This window comes from Amycolatopsis sp. 505 (genome assembly GCF_031625235.1).
Lineage (GTDB): Bacteria > Actinomycetota > Actinomycetes > Mycobacteriales > Pseudonocardiaceae > Amycolatopsis.
This window is the reverse complement of sequence record NZ_JACKQP010000006.1, coordinates 65,131-87,842: the sequence shown is the minus strand read 5'-3', so window position 1 is coordinate 87,842 and position 22,712 is coordinate 65,131. Positions and strand designations below refer to the sequence as shown.

General features: G+C 70.4%; 22 protein-coding genes. 8 read left to right on the top strand and 14 right to left on the bottom strand.

Features of this window, described 5'->3' with window-relative positions; translation table 11 throughout:
- Positions 1-581: 581 nt before the first annotated feature.
- From H5965_RS22815 to H5965_RS22800, 4 genes are all read right to left on the bottom strand, one after another.
- Complete coding sequence (locus tag H5965_RS22815) at positions 582-1,070, bottom strand: hypothetical protein (protein WP_310972149.1); 489 nt, start codon at positions 1,068-1,070, stop codon at positions 582-584.
- A gap of 12 nt (positions 1,071-1,082) precedes the next feature.
- Positions 1,083-1,673 carry a TetR/AcrR family transcriptional regulator gene (locus H5965_RS22810; RefSeq protein ID WP_310972148.1) on the bottom strand — a complete coding sequence of 197 codons (591 nt, stop codon included), beginning with the start codon at positions 1,671-1,673 and terminating at the stop codon, positions 1,083-1,085.
- A gap of 139 nt (positions 1,674-1,812) precedes the next feature.
- The gene (locus H5965_RS22805; protein WP_310972147.1) at positions 1,813-2,253 is read right to left on the bottom strand and encodes a nuclear transport factor 2 family protein; all 441 of its coding nucleotides are present in this window, start codon (positions 2,251-2,253) and stop codon (positions 1,813-1,815) included.
- 5 nt (positions 2,254-2,258) lie between these two features.
- A complete protein-coding gene (locus H5965_RS22800; protein WP_310972146.1) occupies positions 2,259-3,134 on the bottom strand; it encodes a TIGR03619 family F420-dependent LLM class oxidoreductase in 876 nt (291 codons plus the stop codon).
- A gap of 145 nt (positions 3,135-3,279) precedes the next feature.
- Between H5965_RS22800 and H5965_RS22795 the strand changes: the two genes are divergently transcribed.
- Entirely contained in the window at positions 3,280-4,074 is a 795-nt protein-coding gene (locus H5965_RS22795) for a hypothetical protein (protein ID WP_310972145.1), read from the top strand.
- Between the two features lie 79 nt (positions 4,075-4,153).
- On the opposite strand, the gene H5965_RS22790 is transcribed toward H5965_RS22795, so the two are convergent.
- Both H5965_RS22790 and H5965_RS22785 read right to left on the bottom strand, forming a co-directional pair.
- Positions 4,154-4,963: a DNA-formamidopyrimidine glycosylase family protein gene (locus tag H5965_RS22790; protein ID WP_310972144.1), complete on the bottom strand. Its 810-nt coding sequence runs from the start codon at positions 4,961-4,963 to the stop codon at positions 4,154-4,156.
- A complete protein-coding gene (locus H5965_RS22785; RefSeq protein ID WP_310972143.1) occupies positions 4,963-5,436 on the bottom strand; it encodes a ribose-5-phosphate isomerase in 474 nt (157 codons plus the stop codon). Before H5965_RS22785 ends, H5965_RS22790 begins: the two co-directional genes overlap by 1 nt.
- Before the next feature lie 45 nt (positions 5,437-5,481).
- On the opposite strand from H5965_RS22785, the gene H5965_RS22780 reads away from it, so the two are divergent.
- Both H5965_RS22780 and H5965_RS22775 read left to right on the top strand, forming a co-directional pair.
- Positions 5,482-6,204, top strand: coding sequence for a 2-phosphosulfolactate phosphatase (locus H5965_RS22780; protein WP_396136926.1), 723 nt, complete (start codon positions 5,482-5,484; stop codon positions 6,202-6,204).
- Positions 6,201-7,010, top strand: a complete 810-nt coding sequence (locus tag H5965_RS22775; protein ID WP_310972142.1) for an MBL fold metallo-hydrolase — start codon at positions 6,201-6,203, stop codon at positions 7,008-7,010. Before H5965_RS22780 ends, H5965_RS22775 begins: the two co-directional genes overlap by 4 nt.
- Positions 7,011-7,058: 48 nt before the next feature.
- Here H5965_RS22775 and H5965_RS22770 read toward each other — a convergent pair whose 3' ends face one another.
- Complete coding sequence (locus H5965_RS22770; protein ID WP_310972140.1) at positions 7,059-7,679, bottom strand: DsbA family protein; 621 nt, start codon at positions 7,677-7,679, stop codon at positions 7,059-7,061.
- 155 nt (positions 7,680-7,834) lie between these two features.
- On the opposite strand from H5965_RS22770, the gene pepN reads away from it, so the two are divergent.
- Entirely contained in the window at positions 7,835-10,402 is a 2,568-nt protein-coding gene (gene pepN / locus H5965_RS22765; RefSeq protein ID WP_310972666.1) for an aminopeptidase N, read from the top strand.
- A 509-nt stretch (positions 10,403-10,911) separates the two neighbouring features.
- Here the strand turns inward: pepN and H5965_RS22760 are convergent.
- Positions 10,912-11,400 (bottom strand): DUF5130 family protein, encoded by a 489-nt coding sequence (locus tag H5965_RS22760; protein WP_310972139.1) that lies wholly within the window; start codon positions 11,398-11,400, stop codon positions 10,912-10,914.
- Positions 11,387-11,641: a hypothetical protein gene (locus tag H5965_RS22755; protein WP_310972138.1), complete on the bottom strand. Its 255-nt coding sequence runs from the start codon at positions 11,639-11,641 to the stop codon at positions 11,387-11,389. Before H5965_RS22755 ends, H5965_RS22760 begins: the two co-directional genes overlap by 14 nt.
- 278 nt (positions 11,642-11,919) lie before the next feature.
- Between H5965_RS22755 and H5965_RS22750 the strand changes: the two genes are divergently transcribed.
- Complete coding sequence (locus H5965_RS22750) at positions 11,920-12,291, top strand: hypothetical protein (RefSeq protein ID WP_310972136.1); 372 nt, start codon at positions 11,920-11,922, stop codon at positions 12,289-12,291.
- A 112-nt stretch (positions 12,292-12,403) separates the two neighbouring features.
- On the opposite strand, the gene H5965_RS22745 is transcribed toward H5965_RS22750, so the two are convergent.
- Positions 12,404-12,901: an HNH endonuclease gene (locus H5965_RS22745; RefSeq protein ID WP_310972134.1), complete on the bottom strand. Its 498-nt coding sequence runs from the start codon at positions 12,899-12,901 to the stop codon at positions 12,404-12,406.
- Positions 12,902-13,295: 394 nt separating this feature from the next.
- On the opposite strand from H5965_RS22745, the gene H5965_RS22740 reads away from it, so the two are divergent.
- The 3 genes from H5965_RS22740 to H5965_RS22730 all read left to right on the top strand — a co-directional run bounded on the left by H5965_RS22740 (position 13,296) and on the right by H5965_RS22730 (position 16,280).
- A complete protein-coding gene (locus H5965_RS22740; protein WP_396136939.1) occupies positions 13,296-14,246 on the top strand; it encodes a mechanosensitive ion channel family protein in 951 nt (316 codons plus the stop codon).
- A 100-nt stretch (positions 14,247-14,346) separates the two neighbouring features.
- Positions 14,347-14,730 carry a globin gene (locus H5965_RS22735; RefSeq protein ID WP_086840497.1) on the top strand — a complete coding sequence of 128 codons (384 nt, stop codon included), beginning with the start codon at positions 14,347-14,349 and terminating at the stop codon, positions 14,728-14,730.
- Positions 14,730-16,280, top strand: coding sequence for a glycoside hydrolase family 13 protein (locus H5965_RS22730; RefSeq protein WP_310972130.1), 1,551 nt, complete (start codon positions 14,730-14,732; stop codon positions 16,278-16,280). The genes H5965_RS22735 and H5965_RS22730 overlap by 1 nt, the downstream gene beginning before the upstream one ends.
- On the opposite strand, the gene H5965_RS22725 is transcribed toward H5965_RS22730, so the two are convergent.
- Genes H5965_RS22725 through H5965_RS22710 form a run of 4 tightly spaced genes read right to left on the bottom strand, consistent with a single transcriptional unit; the run spans position 16,277 to position 22,610 of the window.
- The gene (locus tag H5965_RS22725; RefSeq protein WP_310972128.1) at positions 16,277-16,528 is read right to left on the bottom strand and encodes a hypothetical protein; all 252 of its coding nucleotides are present in this window, start codon (positions 16,526-16,528) and stop codon (positions 16,277-16,279) included. The two genes, H5965_RS22730 and H5965_RS22725, sit on opposite strands and share 4 nt — an antisense overlap.
- A 52-nt stretch (positions 16,529-16,580) precedes the next feature.
- The gene (locus H5965_RS22720; protein WP_310972126.1) at positions 16,581-17,216 is read right to left on the bottom strand and encodes a hypothetical protein; all 636 of its coding nucleotides are present in this window, start codon (positions 17,214-17,216) and stop codon (positions 16,581-16,583) included.
- Positions 17,209-17,628: a thioesterase family protein gene (locus H5965_RS22715; protein ID WP_310972124.1), complete on the bottom strand. Its 420-nt coding sequence runs from the start codon at positions 17,626-17,628 to the stop codon at positions 17,209-17,211. Before H5965_RS22715 ends, H5965_RS22720 begins: the two co-directional genes overlap by 8 nt.
- The gene (locus H5965_RS22710) at positions 17,625-22,610 is read right to left on the bottom strand and encodes an NAD-glutamate dehydrogenase (RefSeq protein ID WP_310972123.1); all 4,986 of its coding nucleotides are present in this window, start codon (positions 22,608-22,610) and stop codon (positions 17,625-17,627) included. The genes H5965_RS22715 and H5965_RS22710 overlap by 4 nt, the downstream gene beginning before the upstream one ends.
- Positions 22,611-22,712: the final 102 nt, after the last annotated feature.

Below are 22,712 nucleotides of genomic sequence, written 5' to 3'. Positions count from 1 at the left end.
CGGCTTTTTTCGCGAATCACCAGCGCAGCCGCGCACGCGGCGGGCAATTGCCGCCGCACACGCAATGCTTGACGGTCGATCGACCGGGCCCACCGCTCCCCAACGAGTGCCTGGTGATGACAAAGTCCCGTCGACTCGCGCACGAGCCGTCGGCGAAGTGTTATTCGGCGTCCCTTATGAAGGACCGCGGTAAACGTTCATCGGACAACCTTTCCCCAGACCCCAGATCCCCGCGGTTCCCGTTGGACGATTACTGCCCTGATCGCCCGGTTCACCGCGAGGAGATAACGATCAGAAGCTACCACCTGCCCCTACGTGCCGCAACGAGCCACAACGGGGTTTCCCCGCCCAGGGATGTCCGATTCGTCCGGATCCACCAAAGCGGGTACCAGCACCCCGGACACCGGGCGGAAGCTGCACGAACCCGCGCTCCACTCAGGGTCGGAGCCACCGCTCCGACGCTCGGGCATTCGGGTGATCGGAGCGACCGGGTAACGTTTACTTCCGCGAAACCTGAATCTTTTCCGGAGTCGTTGAACAATGTCCGGGAAACACAATGTGAACGGAAATCCGGTTCGGGTTCACACCTTCTGCGGAACCCGGCCCTGCTTCGAGAAGTACCCGCGGACGCTCTTCGTGCACAGCAGCAGGAACAGCACGAGCAGGACCACCGCCTGCCCCACCTGCCCGGCCCGCATCCAGTTCGGGAACTCGGCCGCGACGACGAGGTACACCAGCCCGGCCAGCCCCAGCACGGTGATCACCATCAGCCGGACGTAGGTGCTGCGGCGGCCGAGCTTGAGCCGGCCCGCCAGCCGGACGTAGACGATCGCGATGACCAGCACCGACACCGGGCGGATCCACAGCACGCTCTCCAGCGACGCGCGCGTGCCGGCGCGGTCGGCCGGGTCGGCCTGGCCGGTCGACTCCCAGTGCAGCACCTGGTAGTCGAGGATCCCGTCCTTGTGCAGGAAGGTGAGCACCGCGAACGCGACGCTGATCAGCAGGTTCAGGTAGAGCAGGGCGATGACCGGCCGCAGCACGCGCCCGGAGGTGTTCGAGGTGGCCATGGTTTCCCCAGTTCAGCCGGGCGCGGTGGCCCGTTCGACGATGGCGACGAGCTCGGCGGCGTAGGCGTCGGCGTCGGTGCCGGGACGCCGGATCAGTTCGGTGTGGATGCCGTCGATCGCCTGGCGGACGGTGATGGCCATGACGCGCGGGTCGAACCGGCCGAAGTCGCCGGAGCGCTGGCCCTCGCGCAGGCAGGATTCCAGGATGTCGACGGCGCCGTGGTACCAGTCGTCGTTGCCCGCGGCGACACCGCCGCCGTGCCGCAGGCTCTCGAGCAGCGCGGTGATTTCGACCGGGTGCTCGGCGATGAACGCCAGGTTCGACTCGATGTAGGCCCGCAGCTCCGCCGCCGGGCCCCGCACCGCGTCGATCCGCTCCCGCATGTAGGCGAGGCTCGTGGCCAGCACGTCCCGGACGACCTCGGCGATCAGGTCCGCCTTGCCGTCGAAGTGGTAGGAGATCATGCCGGTGCTGCTCAGCCCGGCGCGTTTCGCGATCTGCCCGAACGAAGCCTTCGCATACCCCAGTTCACCGATGGTCTCGATCGCCGCGCGGACGATCTGCGCCCGCCGGGCGTTCTCGGTGAACGTTTTTGCTTGCATGAGCAAAAAGTAGCACGTTTGAGCAAACAATCGCCAGAATGCGCTCTTTCCGCAACGAGGCGGTTGCGGTATGTGTCGATCACGCGCACGACGGAGGCCACCCCGGGTCATCCCGGAGTGGCCTTCGCAGAGGTAGGGGTCAGACCTGGCGGGCCGTCGCCATCGCGCGGTCGGTCTCCCAGAACGCCCGGACCGAGCGGATCAGGCCGTCGTCGCCGACGCGGTAGACGAAGACCCCGTCGGTGTCGACACGGTAGCCGCCGGGCAGGAACGTCGTGATGGTGCCGACGTTGGCCACCTCGTCGCCGCCCGCGTGGGAGTCGCGGATGGTGAACTCGAAGCGCTCGACGTTGGCGATCGTCTTGTCCCAGAACGCGCTGATCCCCTCGCGGCCGTGGTGGCCCTTGCCCGCCTCGTCGAAGAACGACGGGCCGACCGGGTCCTCGACCACCGCGTCCGGGGCGAACAGGGCCAGCCAGCCCTCCTTGTCCCCCGCCGTCACCGCGGTCATCGACGCGTACGCCGCCCGCCGTGCGGGCGGCTGCTCCGCATCGGTGTCCCAGCTGACCTGCACGCCCATGGGAGTCACTCCTCGAACTTCGCGATGATTTCGGCCCCGAACTTGCGGATCGCTTCGAGCTTCGGCTCGACCGGCGCGTCGAACCCGACGCCGTCGAACACCCAGGGCATGGTGATCACGTCCGTGACGCCGGCTTCGGCCTGCGCGCGGTAGCCGTCCAGCCCGAAGGCGTCGATGCAGACCGCCTGGTACTCGAACGGGTCGTCGGCGCGGCCCTGCTCGGCGAGCAGCTCCTTCAGCCGGGCGATGGTCGAGCGGAGGTCGTCGAGCTTCATCATCGCCGACGACCAGCCGTCGGCGACCCGGGCGGCGCGCTTCAGCGCGACCTCGGTGTGGCCGCCGATGTAGAACGGCACCCGGCTCGGCGGCGCGGGGCTCATCTGGATCTTGTCGAAGTCGTAGAACTCGCCGTGGTACTCGACCATCCCGCCGCCGAGGATCAGCCGCAGCACGTCGATGGCTTCGTCGACGCGCTTGCCGCGCCGCTCGAACGGCACGCCGCAGTACTCGAACTCCTGGGGCAGCCAGCCGACGCCGAGCCCGAGGCCGAACCGGCCGCCGGTGAGCACGCTCGCCGAACCGACCTGGCGGGCCAGCAGCACCGGGTTGCGCGAGCCGAGCTTCAGCACCGACGTGTAGAAGTGGATCCGGCTGGTCACCGCGCCCATGGACGCGGTCGCGACGAGCGGGTCCACCCAGGGTGTCTCCGCGGTCCAGAACCGGCTGCCGTCGGGGGTGTACGGGTAGTCCGTGTCCACCGTTTCGGCGTAGAAGAGCGAGTCGGGCAGGGCAATGGAGGCGAAGCCGGCCTCTTCGGCGGCCCGGGCGAGCTCGCCCAGCTGATCGAGGGGGTTCATCGCGATCGACAGGGTGAACTTCATAGCCGAACTATAACGTGTTCTAGTTTCTTCGGCCAGCGCTCGCGGTGGGCCCGGTCACGCACCGGGAACCCACCGCGTAGCGTCCGCGTTGTCCGTTTCAAAGGTGACCACCCGTCACCGAGCCCCGAACTTCCAGGAGTGGTCCATGGGCACCGCGATCTTCTTGATCGTGCTCGTCGTCGTGATCGTCGGTGGCGGCCTCTATTTCTCGCGGCAGCGCGCCGCGGCCCGGCAGCGGGAGCTGGACGACGCCAAGGCCGACGCCCGGCGCCTGGTCGAGCGGCTCGGCGGCCAGGTGCTCAACCTCAACGGCAACGACACCGCGTCGATGCAGGCGATGGCCGACGCGAGCGAGCGCTACAACGCCGCCGGCTCGCAGCTGGAGCAGGCCCGCACGATCGAGCAGGCCCGGCTGGTGAAGGACACCGCGGTCGAAGGCCTCTACTACGTCCGCGCCGCGCGGGTCGCGATGGGCATGGACCCCGGCCCGCAGCTGCCGGAGGAGGCCGAGCGCGAGCGCGCCGGCAAGGTCACCGAGCGCCGCGAGGTCGACGTCGAGGGCCAGCACTACGCCGCTTCGCCCGAAGCCGGCCAGGACACGCCGTACTACTACCCCGGCGGCCGCGTCGCGGGCCGTCCGGTGCCGCAGGGCTGGTACAGCGAGCCGTGGTGGAAGCCCGCGCTCGTCGCCGGTGCCTGGGGCCTGGGCTCGATGTTCCTGTTCAGCGCGATGTTCTCCGGCATGAGCGGCATCGCGAGCGCTTCGGCCTGGGAGTCCGGCTACGACGCGGGCCAGCAGGACGCGCTCGAGTCCGGTGACATGGGCGGCGACGGCGGCGGTGACATGGGTGGCGACGGCGGCGGCGACTGGGGCGGCGGCGGCTTCGACGGAGGCGGGTTCGACGGCGGAGGCTTCGACGGGGGCGGCTTCGACTTCTGAGCCCCGGCCCGAACGCCGCGAATGACTCATTCGGGACCTCGGAGGTCCCGAATGAGTCATTCGCGACATTGCTGTGGGGTCAGGCGGGCTGACAGCGAGGGCACCAGTAGAGGTTGCGCCCCACCAGTTCCGAATTCGCCACCGGTGTCCCGCACACCAGGCACGGCTCCCCGGCGCGGCGGTAGACGTAGACCTCGCCACCGTGGCGGTCCACCCGGGCCGCGCGGCCCATCGCCTCCGGCAGGTGTTCCGGCCGGACCGTGTCGATGCGCCCGACGCGGACGCCGTCGCGCATCAGGGTCACCAGGTCGGCCCACATGTCGTCCCACAGCGTGCGGTCCAGCGCCCGTCCGGGCGTCAGCGGCGCGACGCCGTGGCGGAACAGCACTTCGGCGCGGTAGACGTTGCCGACCCCCGCGAGCACCGCCTGGTCCATCAGCAGTGCCGCGATCGACGTCTTGGACCGCGAAATGCGCGCCCAGGCCAGCTCCGGTTTCGCGTCGCGGCGCAGCGGGTCGGGACCGAGCCGGGCCTTGATCGCGTCGGCCTGTTCGGGGGCCAGCAGTTCACAGCGGGTGGGCCCGCGCAGGTCCGTCCAATGTGTCCGGCCGGCCAGCCGCAGCCGGACCTGGCCCACCGGTTCGGGCGCGGGCAGCGGCGATTCGCCGAAGGTGCCGTAGAGCCCGAGGTGGATGTGCACGATGCCGTGCGGGCCGTAGTCGTGGAAGAGGTGCTTGCCGTGCGCCTCGGCGCCGGCGAACACCTGACCGTCCAAACGGGACGCTTCGGCGGCGAACCGGCCCTGCGGGCTGCTCACCGCGACCGGGGCGCCGGCGAACCGGCGTTTGTGCAGCCGCGCGAGCCGGTGGAGCGTGTGCCCTTCGGGCATCAGGCCTCCGGCAACGCCGGCGGGGTCCCGGTGCGCTCGTAGTCGAGGAGCTGCTGGACGCGGCGGGCGTGCCGCTCCTCCGGCGAGACCTCCGTCGCCAGGAAGGCCTCGACGATCTCGACGGCCTCCTCGGCGGTGTGCATCCGGGCGCCGACGCCGATCAGCTGGGCATGGTTGTGCTCGCGGCACAGCTTCGCGGTCTCGACGCTCCAGGCCAGGCCGGCCCGGGCGCCGGGCACCTTGTTGGCGGCGATCTGCTCGCCGTTGCCCGAACCGCCGACGACGATGCCGCGGCTGCCTTCGTCGGCCACCACGCGCAGCGCCGTCTCGACGCAGAACGCCGGGTAGTCGTCGGCCGCGTCGTAGACGTGCGGACCGATGTCGGTCACCTCGTGGCCCTGCTTCTCCAGGTGAGCCACCAGGTGGTTCTTCAGCTCGAAACCGGCGTGGTCGGATCCCAAGTAGACGCGCACGGCCAGGAGTCTGCCACCCGGGCCGATCTCGGGCATGCTCCGGGGGTGGGGATCTGGGAGCAGACCGGCAGCGACGTGCGGCTCGACTGGGGCGCCGAAGGGGTGGCCGCCCTCGGCCGCGAATGCGCGGTGCTGGTGATCGTCGACGTGCTTTCCTTCAGCACCACCACGGACCTGGTGGTCGGCCGCGGCGGGCGCGTGCTGCCGGTCCGGTGGCGCGACGATCGCGGGGTCGCCCGGGCCCGGGCGGCCGGGGCGGTCATCGCGGGTGAGGGCGGATTCACCCTCCGGCCGTCTTCTGTGACGGACATCCCTCCGGGCACCTTGCTCGCCCTCCCCTCACCCAATGGCGCGACGCTCTGCGACACCGCCGCGGCGACCGGCGCGCACGTGTTCGCGGGCTGCCTGCGCAACGCCTCCGCCGTCGCCGCGAAGGCCGTCTCGCTGGGCGGCCCGATCGGGCTGATCGCCGCGGGGGAACGCTGGGGCGTGAACATTTTCGGTGACGGCGAAACGTTCGGCCCGCTGCGGCCGTGCGTGGAGGACCAGGTGGGCGCCGGGGCGATCGCCGCCGCGCTGGCCGGTTACGGTCTTTCGATGTCCGCCGAAGCCGCTCTCGCCGCCCGGTCCGTCGACGCCGGGGCCCTGGTGAACTGCGTGTCGGGGCGCGAACTGGCCGAGGCCGGCCACGGCGGCGACGTCGCCTTGGCCGCGCGGATCGACGTGAGCGACGCCGCTCCCGTCCTGCACGAAGGAGTACTGGCATGACCGGCCGCTGGATCGAGGTCGCCGACGGCGTGTACGCCCGCCGCTACGAGGAGCTGGACCTGACCGTCGGGCTGGTGGTGGGCGCGGAGCGCTGCTTGGTCGTCGACACCCGCGGGGACCTCGAACAAGGCGCCGAACTGGCCGCCGCGGTCCGCGAGATCACGCCGCTGCCCTGGGCCGTCGCCTACACGCACGCGCACTTCGACCACGCCTGGGGCACCCAGGCGTTCCTGCCCTGCGAGGTCTGGGCGCACGAGCGCTGCGCGGCCGAGCTGGGTGGGGACCTCGAGGCCGTCCGCGGGAAGTGGGTCGAGCACTACCGCAAAGAGGGCAAGCCGGACATCGCCGACGCGATCTCCCGCACCACCATCGCGGCGCCGGACCACACCTTCACCGGCCGCGTCGAGCTGGACCTCGGCGGCCGCACGGCCGTCTTGCGGCACCTCGGCCGCGCGCACACCGACCACGACGTCGTCGTGCACGTCCCGGACGCGGCGGTCGTCTTCGCCGGCGACGTCGTCGAACACGCCGAAGCGGGGTTCAGCGAGTATTCGTTCAGCGACGAAACGGACCTGACCGCCTGGCCGGACACGTTCGACGCGATCCTCGGGCTGGCCCCCCAGGTGGTCGTCCCCGGCCACGGCGACCCGGTGGACGCGGAGTTCGTCCGCTACCACCGTGACGGCCTGCACGAGCTGATCACCCTCAAAGCGGGCGTCGGCCGCGGCGAAACGACCGAGGTGGCCGCCGTGGCCGCGTCCCGCTACCCCAGCGACGTCACCCTGGCCGCCCTCGCGACGCCGTGACGGCGAAGGGGCGGTGGCCCTCTGCGCCACCGCCCCTCCCGCGACCCCCTAGTCGAAGTTCAGCTCGCCCGTGCGGGTGCGCTTGAGCTCGAAGAAGTCCGGGTAGCTCGCCATCGCGACGGCGCCGTCGAACACCTTCAGGGCGTCCTCCCCGCGCGGGATGGAGCTCAGGACCGGGCCGAAGAACGCCACGCCGTCGATGTGGATCGTCGGGGTGCCGACGTCCTGGCCGACCGGGTCCATGCCCTCGTGGTGGCTCTTCTTCAGCGCTTCGTCGTACTCGGTGGAGTGCGCGGCTTCGGCCAGCTCGGCCGGGGCGCCGATCGCCGCCAGCGCCTCCTTGATGACCGAGTCGTAGTCCTTGTTGCCCTGGTTGTGGTAGCGGGTGCCGAACTCGGTGTAGTACTCGCGCAGCACCTCTTCGCCCTTGAGCTGCGAAAGCGCCACGGCCACGCGCACCGGGCCCCAGCCCTTCGCCAGCAGCTCCTTGTACTGCTCGGGCAGCTCGTCCCGGCCTTCGTTGAGCACCGACAGGCTCATGATCCGGAAGTTGAGGTCGAGGTTGCGGTGCTTCTCCACCTCCAGGATCCAGCGCGAGGTGATCCACGCGAACGGGCAGATCGGGTCGAAGTAGAAATCGACCTTCGTGGGCTGCTCGGCAGCGGTCATCGGGGTACTCCTCCGGGCACGTCTCGATGTGGGCGGACCCCCACACGAGGAGGCCAACACCGGGAAACGCGGGGTTGTTCCCTTATCGCCCGCCACCCCGTCCCCATGATTGGATGCGGGGAGTTGAAAACCGATACCAACGACCAGAGGTGCCTGTGCCCGCCCCCAACCTGACCCGCGACCAAGCCAAGCTGCGCGCGGATCTGCTCGACGTCACCGGTTACGACATCGAGCTCGATCTGACCGACGGCCACGGCGGACCCGGGGAGAAGACCTTCGCGTCGACGACGACCGTCCGGTTCTCCAGCGCCCGGGCCGGCGAATCGACGTGGGTCGACCTCGTCGCCGACCGCGTGCACTCGGCGACCCTGAACGGCGCGGACGTCGACGTCAGCGCGTACGTCGAGGACAAGGGCATCGCGCTGGCCGGGCTGGCCGAGGCCAACGAGCTCACGGTGTCCGCCGACTGCCGGTACATGAACACCGGCGAGGGCCTGCACCGGTTCGTCGACCCGGTCGACGACGGCGTCTACCTGTACACGCAGTTCGAGACGGCGGACGCCAAGCGCATGTTCGCCTGCTTCGACCAGCCGGACCTGAAGTCGGTCTACCGGCTCACGGTGATCGCGCCGAAGGACTGGAAGGTCGTCTCCAACGCCATCGTCGAGTCCGCCGAGGAGACCCCGGAAGGCGCCGTCCGCACGGTGTTCAAGGAGTCCGAGCGGATCTCGACGTACCTCGTCGCGCTGGTCGCGGGCCCGTACGCCGAGTGGCGTGACGAGTACACCGACGACCACAAGACCATCCCGCTGGGCATCTACTGCCGCGCGTCGCTGGCCGAGCACATGGACGCGGACCGCCTCTTCACCGAGACGAAGCAGGGCTTCGGCTTCTACCACGAGAAGTTCGGCACGCCCTACCCGTTCTCCAAGTACGACCAGCTGTTCGTGCCGGAGTTCAACGCGGGCGCGATGGAGAACGCGGGCGCGGTGACGTTCCTGGAGGACTACGTCTTCCGCAGCCGCGTCACCCGCTACGCCTACGAGCGGCGCGCCGAGACGCTGCTGCACGAGATGGCGCACATGTGGTTCGGCGACCTGGTCACCATGCGCTGGTGGGACGACCTGTGGCTGAACGAGTCGTTCGCGACCTTCGCCAGCGTCCTGGCCCAGGCCGAGGCGACCGAGTACAAGAACGCGTGGACCAGCTTCGCGAACATCGAGAAGTCGTGGGCCTACCGGCAGGACCAGCTGCCCTCGACGCACCCGATCGCGGCCGACATCGTCGACCTGCACGCGGTCGAGGTCAACTTCGACGGCATCACCTACGCCAAGGGCGCGAGCGTGCTCAAGCAGCTCGTCGCCTACGTCGGGCTCGAGCACTTCCTCGACGGCCTCAAGGTGTACTTCGGCAAGCACGCCTGGGGCAACGCGACCCTGGCCGACCTGCTGGGTGCGCTGGAGGAGGCGTCCGGCCGCGACCTGTCGTGGTGGAGCGCGCAGTGGCTGGAGACGACCGGGCTGAACTCGCTGAGCCCGCGCTACGAGGTCGGCGCGGACGGCACGTTCACGTCGTTCGCGGTCGTGCAGTCCGGCGCGAAGCCGGGTGCCGGTGAGCTGCGCACGCACCGCGTCGCCGTGGGCGTGTACGACGAGGACGCGGCCGGCAAGATCGTCCGGACCCAGCGCGTCGAGCTGGACGTCGACGGCGAGCGCACCGAGGTGCCGGACCTGGTCGGCCGGCCCGCGGGCAAGCTGGTCCTGGTCAACGACGACGACCTGACGTACTGCACGATGCGCCTCGACCCGGCGTCGCTGACGACGCTGATCGACCGCATCGCGGACATCACCGAGCCGTTGCCGCGCACGCTGTGCTGGTCGGCGGCGTGGGAGATGACCCGCGAAGCCGAGCTGAAGGCCCGCGACTTCGTGACGCTGGTGCAGCGCGGAATCCACACGGAGACCGAGGTCGGCGTGGTCCAGCGGCTCCTGCTGCAGGCCCAGACGGCCCTGAACTCGTACGCGGAGCAGGACTGGGCGGCTTCTCGCGGGTGGCCGGCGTTCACCGGGCGGCTCCTGGAGCTGGTCCGCGACGCGGAGCCGGGTTCGGACCACCAGCTGGCGTTCGTGAACTCCCTGGCGGGCTCGGTGCTGGACGAGGCCACGTTGTCGGTGTTGTCCGGTTGGCTCGACGGGTCGGCACCGCTGCCGGGGCTGACGGTGGACACGGACCTGCGCTGGCGCCTCCTGCACGCACTGGTGGCGCACGGAAAGGCGGACGCGGCCGAGATCGACGCGGAGCTGTCCCGCGACAACACGGCAACGGGCCGCCGCCAGGCCGAGCGCGCCCGGGCGTTGAGGCCGACGGCGGAGGCCAAGGCGGACGCGTGGCAGCGAGCGGTGTACGACGACGAGCTGCCGAACGCGGTGAGCGACTCGTTGATCTCGGGCTTCTCCCACCCGGGCCAGAAGGCCCTGCTGGGATCGTATGTCCCGCGTTACTTCGAGGTGATCGACGAGGTGTGGCAGCGCAGGTCGAGTGAGCGCGCACAGCCGATCGCCATCGGCCTGTACCCCTCGTGGGCGGTCGACGCGGAGACGGTGACGGCTTCGGACGAGTGGCTGGCAGGCGACCACCCCCAGGCACTGCGCCGCCTGGTATCAGAGGGCCGGGCGGGAATCGTCCGAGCCCTGGCGGCACGGGACTTCGACGCCCAGAGCTGAGTTTTCCGGGTGGTGGGCCGTGCCCCGGCATGGCCCACCCCCGGCAGTGCAAGGCTCCCCTCCCGACGCAAGCCCACCCTCCCGACCCAAGCCCACCCTCCCGGCCACACCCCCCTGCCGACCCGATACGCAGCCGAACCAGCGGCCGGCAGGTTGTGTCAAGGCACGCTTTCCCGCCTTGACACAACCTGCCGGCCGTTGAACAATCCGGCGTTCGGGCCGGCGGGAACCTTCAGTCAGGGCTCACCAGCGACCCCCACCGTGGCGAGGCTCCGCGGCAGCCAACCGGAGCCCAACACGGCCGCCCCACCCCAGGCACGGCCCGCCCTCCCTGGGGGCTGCCCCCGCTTCCAGCGTATCGGCGGCATCGGACAAAACCCGGCCCCAACAAACCCCCGCACCCAAGTTGTCCACAGCCCGACCCACCAGTGGACAACTCACCAGAGCCGTACACGCAGAAAGCAAAACGGCCCCACACCCAAGTGGGTGCAGGGCCGCAAAGCCAAAGATCACCGAGGAGCAGGACCAGCCTGGTCCGAAAGCATCCGCAGCGCGTTCACCAGGCCGTTGACCAGCCCCCGAACCAGGTCGCCCTCCTTGAACGACGCCACCATGCTCGCCACCGCGAGCTTGGCACCGCGGTCCGGCAGCCGCACATAAGCGGCCTTGCCCGTGACGATCTCGATCTTGCGCTCACCCGGCGAGACCGCGATCAGCACCGAGTTCGACGGGTCCGCCGTCGTCGCGTGCAGCTTCTCCGCCGTCTCGCGGCTCTCCGCGCCGAGCTCGCCGAGGTACAGGCTGAAGTCCAAGCCGGTCTCGCGCGAAGCGAACGTCAGCGCCTCGTCGAGACGCGCCAGCTGGCGGGTGTTGAACGGCCCGGACGGCGCCTCCGGCTCGTACATCTTGGCCGCGGACACCCGTCCGGTGGCCATCAGAGCCTCGCCGTAGCCCAGCTCGGACTCGTCGACGCGCTTCGTCAGCTCACCAGTTGCCACGAGCGCCTCCCGCCGCGGTCGGGGCGCCCTCGGGCGCGCTGTTCTCGGTGCCGGCGTGCCGGTGGGCCGTGCCCGCCCCTTCGGGGTTGGCGCTCCACCACATGGCCGGGTACTCCCAGGCCTGGCCGGACCGGTGCCGCGGGGCACCGCCGGACCTGCGCCGGAGCGTCAGCAGCCCGGCGAGGCCGTAGATGGCCAGCGGGATCACGGCGAAGACCACGATCGTCTCGACGATGTTCACGCCGGTGAGCGTATCGGATGACCTCCGCACCCACCGCGCGCGGCGCACTCGACCGTTCGTCGTAAGCCGAGTGCCGTCCGCCGCTTGGCTCGCGGCCACTGGAACGTTGGGGCGAAGACCGTCGGGCCGAAAGGTTGCAACTCAACGTACAGGCGGCCGCACCCGCCGCTGTCGTCTTGTCGGGGCCTTGAAATCCTCGTAGCTTTTTCACCTGTACGGGCCTTGCGCCCCGCTCCCCAGCCCCAGCAGGTAACGCACCGGTCCCAGGAGGCCTTGCCATGAACAGCGTCCAGACGCCCGCACAGGCGATCACCGAGACCACTTCGTCACTGAGCGAAATCGAATTCGTGCCCGGAACGCGTGTGACGGCGGGCACAAGGGTTACCCGGGGTACACGCGTCACTCGCGGTACACGTGTGACGGCGGGAACGCGGGTCACGATGGGCACCCGGGTGACGGCGGGCACGCGAGTCACCCGAGGGACCCGGGTCACGCGCGGCACACGCGTCACGATGGGCACGCGTGTGACGGCCGGCACGCGAGTCACCTGCGGCACGCGCGTCACGCGGGGCACTCGGGTCACCCGCGGCACGCGCGTCACCATGGGCACCCGCGTCACCTGCCAGAGCGACTACGCGCTCGCTGCCTGACCCGTACTCCAGGGACGCGCGCTACCTCAGCGCAAGCACCCGGCTCGCCCCGGCCGCCGCACAGGCAGCCGGGGCGCCGGCTTGTCAGGGGGCGCTCCGCCCGCCGGAGGAGCTAAGCGGCGGAGCCCAGATACGGCCGCCAGAGCGGGTCGGCCTCCTTGGAGTGCGCGAGCAGCCGCCAGTGCGGGCCGTGGGGCGCCCGCGGGACGATCCGCAGCCGCCAGCCGATCTCCGAGAGCAGCCGGTCCGCTTTGCGGTGGTTGCACTTGGCGCAGCAGGCGACGCAGTTGGTCCAGCTGTGGGGGCCACCCCGGCTGCGCGGGAGGACGTGGTCGATCGTCTCGGCCCGCCCTCCGCAGTAGGCGCAGCGGTAGCGATCCCGGTGCATGAGCCCCGCACGGGTCAGCGGCACCTGCGCGCGATACGGTACGCGCACGTACGTGCTGAGGCGGATCACCGAGGGCACCGGCAGCGAAACCTTCGCCGAATGCAGCTCGATCCCGCCGGGGTCACCGTGGACCACTTCGGCCTTGCCGCACATCACGAGCACCACGGCGCGCCGCAGCGGCAACGCCGTCAGCGGCTCGAAGGTGGCGTTGAGCAGGAGCACCCGGCGCCGGCCCCAGGCCGGGGCGGCCGGATCCCGGCCTCTACTACGCTGTCCGGGCGGGCGGGTCACTCCCCCTGGGCGGGTCCCCGGCCCGGCCGGGACGGTTCCGCCGGATGCGGAACCCCCCGGATAGGCACGCAGAACCACCTCTGGCGCCTCGTCGGCCGTGGCTTGGCCGGAGACGCCGCGGGGGCTGGGTTGTCGGTCTGGCACTCGACCACCTCCAGGGGCGTAGGCATAGTCGACCACAGAACAGGCCCCCAGCGCACGTGTGTTACAAGACGTGTCACATCCGCGCGACCCAACATCCACTCGGCGTTGGGGTGCCCGACCCGATCGGAAGGATGAACGAACCGCCGTGCTTTCCCTGCTCCCCTCCGCCGACCCGCCGTGCGTGAAGGACCCCAGCACGTTCTGCTACACGGTGTACGACGTCACGCACAACCTGTGGCTGGCGGGCTCGGCGAACTGGCTGATCACCAAGCCGGTCAAGATCCTGATGATCATCGTGATCGCGTTCCTGGTGCGCCTGATCCTGAGAAGGCTGATCAACCGCGTCACGACCCTGCCGAAGACCGGCGGCAAGCTCCCGTCGCTGCTGCGCCCCCTGCGCGAGCGCGCCCCGGAGGTGCTCGGCTCCGCCGTGATCGAACGGCGCCGCCAGCGCGCGAAGACCATCGGCTCGGTGCTGAAGTCGATGTCGACGTTCCTGATCTACGGCCTGGCGTTCATCCTCGTGCTGGGCGAACTCGGCATCAACCTCGGCCCGATCATCGCGTCGGCGGGCATCATCGGCGTCGCGATCGGCTTCGGCGCCCAGAACCTGGTCAAGGACTTCCTGTCCGGGATCTTCATGATGGTCGAGGACCAATACGGCGTCGGCGACGTCGTGGACGTGGGCGAAGCATCCGGCACGGTCGAGTCGGTGGGCTTGCGCATCACGACGCTGCGTGACGTCAAGGGCACGGTCTGGTACGTCCGCAACGGCGAAGTGCTGCGCGTCGGCAACTCGAGCCAGGGCTTCGCGGTGGCGGTCGTGGACGTCCCCCTCGGGTATACGGCCGACGTCGAGCGCGCGACGACGGTGCTCGCCGACGCGGCGGTCACGGCCACGGAGTCCGACGCGCTCAAGGACAACGTCCTCGAGCCACCGGAGATGCTCGGTGTGGAAAGCGTCACACCGGAAGGGCTTTCCCTCCGCCTGACGGTGAAGGTCCGGCCGGGCAAGCAGTGGGCGGTGCAGCGGGCGCTGCGGGCCCAGCTGCTGGCGGCCCTGGAGGAGGCGGGCTTCGAACCGCCGCTCGGCCGGCTGTTCCCGCCCGCGGCCCCGGCCGTCGAGAAGTAGGCGCCATTACGCTGGGGAGCGGGTTCGCGACGAACCGGAACTGTGCGGACCGGGCGTCGGGAACCCGCACCCCAAGGGCAAAATGGAAGGCGTGTCTGCAGTGAGCGAACCGGCGAACCTCTACGAAGCGGTCGGCGGCGAACCGACCTTCCGCCGGATCGTCGGGCGGTTCTACGAGGAGGTCGCGCGCGACGAGATCCTCCGGCCCCTCTACCCCGAAGAGGACCTCGGGCCCGCCGAGGAGCGGTTCCGGCTGTTCCTCATCCAGTACTGGGGCGGCCCGCACACCTACTCCGACCAGCGCGGGCACCCGCGGCTGCGGATGCGGCACGCGCCGTTCAAGATCGGGCCGCTCGAGCGGGACGCCTGGTTGCGGTGCATCCGGATCGCCGTCGACGAAGAAAACCTCGAAGAACCGTACCGGGGGCAGCTGTGGGCCTACCTGGAGATGGCGGCGCACAGCATGATGAACAGCTTCGTCTGATGACCTCGGCCGCCTGGTGGCGCGATGCCGTCTTCTACCAGGTCTACGTGCGCTCGTTCGCCGACTCGGACGGTGACGGCGTCGGGGACCTGGAAGGCATCCACTCCCGGCTCGGTTACCTGGAGCTGCTGGGCGTCGACGCACTGTGGCTGACGCCCTTCTACCGCTCCCCCATGGCCGACCACGGCTACGACATCGCCGACCCGCGGGACGTCGACCCGATGTTCGGCACCCTCGGCGACTTCGACGTGCTGCTCACCGAGGCGCACAAGCGGAACATCAAGGTCACCGTGGACGTGGTCCCCAACCACACCAGCAACCAGCACGCCTGGTTCAAGTCGGCGATGGCCGCCGCGCCGGGCAGCCCCGAGCGCGATCGGTACATCTTCCGCGACGGCGTCGGGCCGAAGGGCGAAGACCCGCCGAACAACTGGGTCAGCGCCTTCGGCGGCCCGGCCTGGACGCGCGTGCCGGACGGCCAGTGGTACCTGCACCTCTTCGCGCCGCAGCAGCCGGACCTCAACTGGGCCAACCCCGAGGTCGCCGCGGATCTCGAGCGCACGCTGCGGTTCTGGCTCGAACGCGGCGTCGACGGCTTCCGCATCGACGTCGCCCACGGCATGGCCAAGCCGCCCGGCCTGCCGGACATGGACCCGCGCGCGAACGCGCTGGGGCCGAGCCACTACTACGACCCGCGGTGGGACCACGACGGGGTCCACGAGATCCACCAGATGATCCGCAAGGTGCTCGACGAGTTCCCGGACGCGATGGCGGTCGGCGAGATCTGGGTGACCGACGAGGAACGCCTGTCGCGCTACCTGCGGCCCGACGAACTGCACCTGGCGTTCAACTTCCGGCTGGTGCTGACCCACTTCGACGCCGACGCCATGCGCACGGCCATCGAGCGCTCCCTGGCCGTCCCCGCCCGCACGGGCGCCCCGGCAACTTGGACGCTGGGCAACCACGACGTCTGGCGCCAGGTCAGCCGCTACGGCGGCGGCTCGGTGGGCGTGCGGCGCGCGCGGGCGATGGCCCTGGTGGAGCTGGCGCTGCCGGGCGCGGTGTACCTGTACAACGGCGAAGAACTGGGGCTGGCGAACGTTTCGCTGTCGCCGTCGGACATGACCGACCCGCGGGCCAAGACGAGCGGGGCGGAGTTCGGGCGGGACGTGGCGCGGGTCCCGCTGCCGTGGGAGGGCGACCTGCCGCCGTTCGGGTTCTCGCGGAACCCGCGAACGTGGCTGCCGATGCCGGCTTCATGGGCGGGGTTGACGGTGGAGAAGCAGATCGAGGACGCGGACTCGACGCTGTCGCTGTACCGCGCCGCCATCGAGCTGAGGAAGACGCACGCGGCGTTCAGCGGCGACGAGCTGGAGTGGTACGGCGCACCGGCAGGTTGTTTCGCCTTCCGGCGGCGCGGGGGTGGGCTGGTGTGCGCGTTGAACACGTCGGCCTCGCCGATCGCGTTGCCGCCGGGTGAGGTGTTGTTGTCGAGCAGTCCGCTGGTGGAGGGGAAACTGCCCGCGGACTCGGCCGCCTGGCTCGTCTAGCTCTGGCCACCCGAACCCGAGCCGTCGTCGAAGGCGCCGCTGGCCAGCCAGGCCACCAGGGCCGCGGCCTGGAGGTAGGGCGCCGCCTGGGCGGCCGCCCGGCCCGCCGCGCGCGTGCGGCCCCACCTCTCAGGTCTTTCGGCGCGCTCCGGCGCCTGCTCGCCCGCCGGACGGTCGCGCCGCCACTGCGGCTCCGACACGCGGACTTCGTCGAGGAAGTCCGCGGTCGGGTCGTTGTCCGGGGTCATGCCTCCAGCGTGCCACCATCCGGGCCGGATGGTGGCCGCCGTAAGGACTTCGTCAGAACAACAGTGGCAACAGCGCGTGACGGCGTCGCACGATCGCGCCATAGCGCGCGTCCAGGCGCATCCACGAGTCCGTGGCCGTCACGCGGACCACGTCACCGGGCACGTCCGAGTCCACGAACCCCATGCCGGACATCGCGAACAGGCAGCGCATCTGCACCTTGACTTCGACCGAACCGCCGCTCACGGTCAGCACCGCCTGGTCCATCAGCGACGCCGGCGGCGTGCCGTGCGGGCCCACGTTGTCCCTGGCCAGCGTGACGCCGCGATCCGCCAGCTCGGACACCACCTGCGCCGGGAGCTCGTCGACCAGCGGCCAGCGACCGGACGGCGGGAGCTCGCCGTGCCAGAGCAGGTCGCGGGCCGGGCCCGGGTCCATCCGGGGCCCGCCCGCCACGGTCAGCGCCGCGAGCAGCTCGTTGCCGGACACCGTGACGTCACCGGGTGTCACGTCCCCGGCCACCGCTCGGGTGGCCAGGCACTCGAACGGCGTCGACGTCCAGGCCTCGACCACGCCGTCGCCGCGCCGGCGCAGCCGGACGGCCGTCTGGCCGTCCAGCCGGACCGCGCGGGCGACGAACGCGCCGAGGGTCTCCCGGTCGGCCGCGTCCGGCACGAACAACTCAGGCATCCGCGAACCCCTGCTTCAGAAACTCCGACTCGGCCGGGCTGAGCCTACGCGGCCGCAACTCGACCGTGTCGTACGGCGCCAGCACCGTCTCCGCGGTGACCGCCACCGGGTCGTCCGGGGACGGCCCGCCGTGCACGCGGTACGCCAGCGTGAAGCTCGCCGCGCGCAGCTGCGTCAGGTCGATGTCGACCCGCAGTTCCTGCCCGGACACCACGATCGGCGCCTTGTAGGCCACTTCCAGCCGCACCACGACGATGCCCTTCGGCAGCTGGTCCAGCCCCGCCTCGACGGCGCCCTTGAACAGCAGCGGGATGCGTGCCTCTTCCAGCAGCGTCACCAGCTTCGCGTGGTTGACGTGGCCGTAGACGTCCATGTCCGTCCAGCGCGGGCGGACGTGCGATACGTAGGTCACCGCACCGTGCTCCGGATCTGGCGGGCCGCCACCGAGAGGGTCGCCAGGTCGAGCCGGCCGGACTTGGTGATCTCGTCGAGCGCGACGCGCGCCCGCTGCAGCCGGGACGCGTTCGTCTTCTCCCACTGCGCAATCTTGGCGTCCCCGGACGAGCCCGGATCGCTGTGCCGCAGCGCATCGAGCGTGATCGCCCGCAGCGAGCCGTAGACGTCGTCGCGCAGCGAAAGCCGGGCCAGCGCGTGCCAGCGGTTGCCGCGTTCGAGCTTGCTGATCTCGGTGAGCATCGAGTCGATGTCCAGGTGCGCCGAGAGCGCGTAGTACAGCTCCGCCGTCTCGGCCGGGCTGTGCACCGCGTCCACGCCGATCTGCTGCTCGGCGAGCTCGGCGACCTCGGTGACGTCGAGCAGGCCGTAGGTGTGCAGCAGCAGCGACACCCGGCGGGCCAGGCCCTCGGGCACGTTCGCGGCGATCAGCTCGTCGACGTGCTTCTGCACCGACTCGGCTTCGCGGCCGCGCAGCAGGTCGCCGATGTTCGGGACGAGCTTGTCGAGCACCCGCCGGAAGCGCTTGATCTCCGACAGCGGGGCCAGCGGCTGCGGCCGGTTGGTGAGGAACCAGCGCGCGGCCCGGTCGAGCAGGCGCCGCGTCTCCAGCACCATCGCGTCGGCGACGTCGGTGTGCACGACGTTGTCGAGCGCGTCGATCTCCTTCCAGAGCGCGGGGAGGTCGAACACCTGCGTCACCACGGCGTACGCGCGCACCGCGTCCGTCGCCGTTGCGTTCATTTCCTCCATCAGCCGGTAGACGAAGGAGATGCCACCGCCGTCGACCACCTCGTTGGCGATCAGCGTGGTGATGATCTGACGGCGCAGCGGGTGTTCGCCGATCGCCGAGCCGAACCGCTCGCGCAGCGGCTTCGGGAAGTACTCGGGCAGCCGCGCCGCGAAGACCTTCGAATCGGGCAGGTCGCTGGCCAGCAGCTCGTCCTTCAGCTCCAGCTTGACGTGCGCGAGCAGCGTCGCCAGCTCCGGCGAGGTGAGGCCCTTGCCCGCCTTCTCCAGCTCGCGGAACTCCGAGTTGCTCGGCAGGGCCTCGAGCTTGCGGTCGAACGCGCCCGCGGCCACCAGCGCCTGCACCTGGCGCGCGTGCACCGACAGCATCGGCGCGGCGTGCGCGCGGCTGACGCCGAGGACGGCGTTCTGCCGGTAGTTGTCCTTGAGCACCAGCGCGCCGACCTCGTCGGTCATCTCCTCCAGCAGCTCGTTGCGCTGCTCGCGCTCCAGCTTGCCGGTCTGGACGAGGTGGTCGAGCAGGATCTTGATGTTGACTTCGTGGTCGGAGCAGTCGACGCCGGCCGAGTTGTCGAGCGCGTCGGTGTTGATCTTGCCGCCGTTGCGCGCGAACTCGATCCGGCCCAGCTGCGTGAGGCCGAGGTTGCCGCCTTCGCCGAACACCTTGACGCGCAGCTGCTTGCCGTCGACGCGGATGGCGTCGTTGGCCTTGTCGCCCGCCGCGGTGTGGGTTTCGTTCTCCGCCTTGACGTAGGTGCCGATGCCGCCGTTCCAGAGCAGCTCGACCGGCGCCAGGAGGATCGCCTGGATGAGGTCCATCGGCGCCAGCGCGGTGACGCCCTCCTCGAGCCCGAGCGCCGCGCGGACCTGGGGGCTGATCGGGATCGACTTCGCCGTGCGCGGGTAGATCCCGCCGCCCTCGCTGATCAGCGAGCGGTCGTAGTCGTCCCACGAGCTGCGCGGCAGGTCGAACAGCCGGCGGCGCTCGGCGTACGACGTCGCCGCGTCGGGGTCCGGGTCGAGGAAGACGTGCATGTGGTTGAACGCCGCGACCAGGCGGATGTGCTCGGACAGCAGCATGCCGTTGCCGAAGACGTCGCCCATCATGTCGCCGATGCCGACGACGGTGAAGTCCTCGGTCTGGGTGTCCTTGCCCAGCTCGCGGAAGTGCCGCTTGACGCTCTCCCAGGCACCCTTCGCGGTGATGCCCATGGCCTTGTGGTCGTAGCCGACCGAGCCGCCGGAGGCGAACGCGTCGCCGAGCCAGAAGCCGTACTGCCCCGAGACTTCGTTGGCGATGTCGGAGAACTTCGCGGTGCCCTTGTCGGCCGCGACGACCAGGTAGGAGTCGTCGGCGTCGTGCCGGACCACACCGGGCGCGGGGACGGTCTTGCCCTCGATGCGGTTGTCGGTCAGGTCGAGCAGGCCGGAGATGAACATGCGGTAGCAGGCGATGCCCTCGTTGAGCTGGGCGTCGCGGTCGATGCTCGCGTCGCCGCTCGGGGCCGGCGGGCGCTTGACGACGAAGCCGCCCTTCGCGCCGACCGGCACGATCACCGCGTTCTTCACCGCCTGCGCCTTGACCAGGCCGAGGATTTCGGTGCGGAAGTCCTCGCGGCGGTCCGACCAGCGCAGGCCACCGCGCGCCACCTCGCCGAAGCGCAGGTGCACGCCCTCGACGCGCGGGGAGTACACGAAGATCTCGAACTTCGGCCGCGGCTCGGGCAGATCGGGCACGCCGGCCGGGTCGAGCTTGATCGACAGGTACTCGCGGGGCGTCCCGTCGGCGCCGGTGACGTGGTAGTTCGTCCGCAGCGTGGCCCGGATGACGGCCATCAGGCGGCGCAGGATGCGGTCCTCGTCGAGGCTGGTGACCTCGTCGATCATCGCGTTCAGTTCGCTCGCGAGCGCTTCGGTGGCGGCCTCGCGGTCGGCGTCGGACAGGTGCGGGTCGAACCTCGCCTCGAACAGCCGCAGGAGCTTGGTCGCGATCTGGGTGTGGTTCAGCAGCGTGTTCTGGATGTAGTCCTGGGAGAACGCACTGCCGGCCTGGCGCAGGTACCGCGAGTAGGCGCGCAGCACGGCGGCCTGGCGCCAGGTGAGCCCGGCGCGCAGGACGAGCCCGTTGAGGCCGTCGACCTCGGCGTCGCCGCGCCACGCGGCCTCGAACGCGTCCTGGAAGCGGCCGCGCAGCTCCTCGACGGCGTGCTCGTCGGAGTCGTCGAGCATCTTCTGGTCGACGCGGAGGCCGAAGTCGTAGATCCAGCACGCGCCGCCGTCCTCGCGGTGCAGCTCGTACGGCCGCTCGTCGACCACCTCGACGCCCATGGCCTGCAGTACCGGGAGCACCTTCGAGAGCGTGACGCCCTCGCCGCGCAGGTAGAGCTTGAAGCGCCGCTCGCCCGGCGCGGCGTCGGCCGGCTGGTAGAAGGACAGCGCGAGGTCGCCTTCGTCGGTGAGCGAGTCCAGCGAGCGGAGGTCGGCGAGCGCCTCTTCGGCGGTGAAGTCCTCCTTGTAGCCCTCGGGGAAGACCATCGCGAAGCGCTGGCCCTGCTCGGTGGCCGATTCCTCGCCGACGATCCCGACCGCGACGCCGCCGTCGGCGCGCTCCCGGCGTTCGTCGAGGACCGCTTCGACCATCCGGTCGTCCCAGGTGCGGACGGCGTCGTTCAGCCGGTCCTGGATCTTGAGCGTGTCCGGCTCGAGCCGGCGCGCCGGGTCGGTGTGGACGACGAAGTGGACTTGCGCCAGGACGGTCTCGCCGATCCGCGCGCTGTATTCGAGCTGGGTGCCTTCGAGCTCTTCGAGCAGGACTTCCTGCATCGCCAGCCGGGAACGCGTGGTGTAGCGGTCGCGTGGGAGGTAGACGAGGCAGGAGTAGAAGCGGCCGTACGGGTCGCGACGCAGGAACAGCCGCAGCCGGCGGCGGTCGGAGAGAGTGATCGCGCCGGTCGTCGTCGAGTACAGCGAATCGGTGTCGGCGGAGAACAGGTCGGCACGCGGCCAGTTCTGCAGGATCTCGAGCATCCGCTGGCCGGAGAACGACTCGATCGGGAAGCCGGCGCGGTGGATGACCTCGCGCACGCGCTTGCAGACGACGGGGATGTCGAGGACGTTCTCGTGCAGCGCGGTGGTGGTGAACATGCCGAGGAAGCGGTGTTCGCCGGTGACGTTGCCCTCGGCGTCGAAGGTCTTGACGCCGACGTAGTACGGGTAGACCGGCCGGTGCACGGTCGAGGGCGCACTCGCCTGGGTCAGCACCAGCAGCGTCGGCGCGAGCGCGGTGGCGGCGGTGTCCGGACCGGCGGTCAGGCCGCGGGCGGCGAGGCTGTCCTGGCGCAGCACGCCGAGGCCGGAGGCCAAGACCGCGCGCAGGGCGGGCTCGTCGGACTCCGGGTGCGGGTTGTCGATCAGTTCGTAGCGGCGGTAGCCGAGGAAGGTGAAGTGGCCGTCGGCCAGCCAGCGCAGCAGCCGGGCGCCCTCGGCGACCTCGTCGGCGGACAGCCGCGGCGGGTCCGTTTCGAGTTCGCTCGCCAGCTGGCAGGCGGTCTGGGCCATCTTCTCGGCGTCCTCGACGACCTCGCGGACGTCACCCAGGACGCTGGAGAGCCGGTTGTCGAGCTCGCGGGCCCGGTTGCGGTCGGTGACGAAGTCGATCTCGATGTACATCCACGACTCGGCGGCCGAGTTCGCGGGCGGCTCGGCCGGGTCGGCGTCGGGGTGGACCTCGAGGAGCTCGCCGGTGAGGTCGCGGCTGACCACCACGATCGGGTGAACAATGCGCTGCACCTGCACGCCGTCGCGGGCGAACTCCGCGGCGATGGAGTCGACCAGGTACGGCATGTCGTCGGTGACGACCTGCACGACGGTGGCTTCCCGCGCCCACCCGTCTTCGGCGACGGTCGGGTTCAGCAGCCGCACGGCCGGGCGGCCGGGCATCCGCGACTTGGCCAGCTGCAGGTGCGAGCGGACGGCGCCGACCAGGTTGACCGGCTCGTCGCCGACGATCTCTTCGGCCGGGATGTGCCGGTAGTACAGCCGGATGAGCTCCCCGATCTCCGGCGCCAGCCCGGCCGCGGCGTCGATCAGGTCGTCCCTGATCTGCTCCGGGCTGGCCGGGGAGCGCTGGCCGAATTCGGGTTCGGTTTCGGCTCCGGTTCCGGGTAGGGACGAGACTCCGGTCGAGCTCATTTGAGGCAACTCTCCAGTTTGCGTGAGGTGGCACCGTGCCGGTTCGGCGTTGAGCCGGCCACCCCACACTAATGCGCCGCGATCCGGGATCACATGAAGACC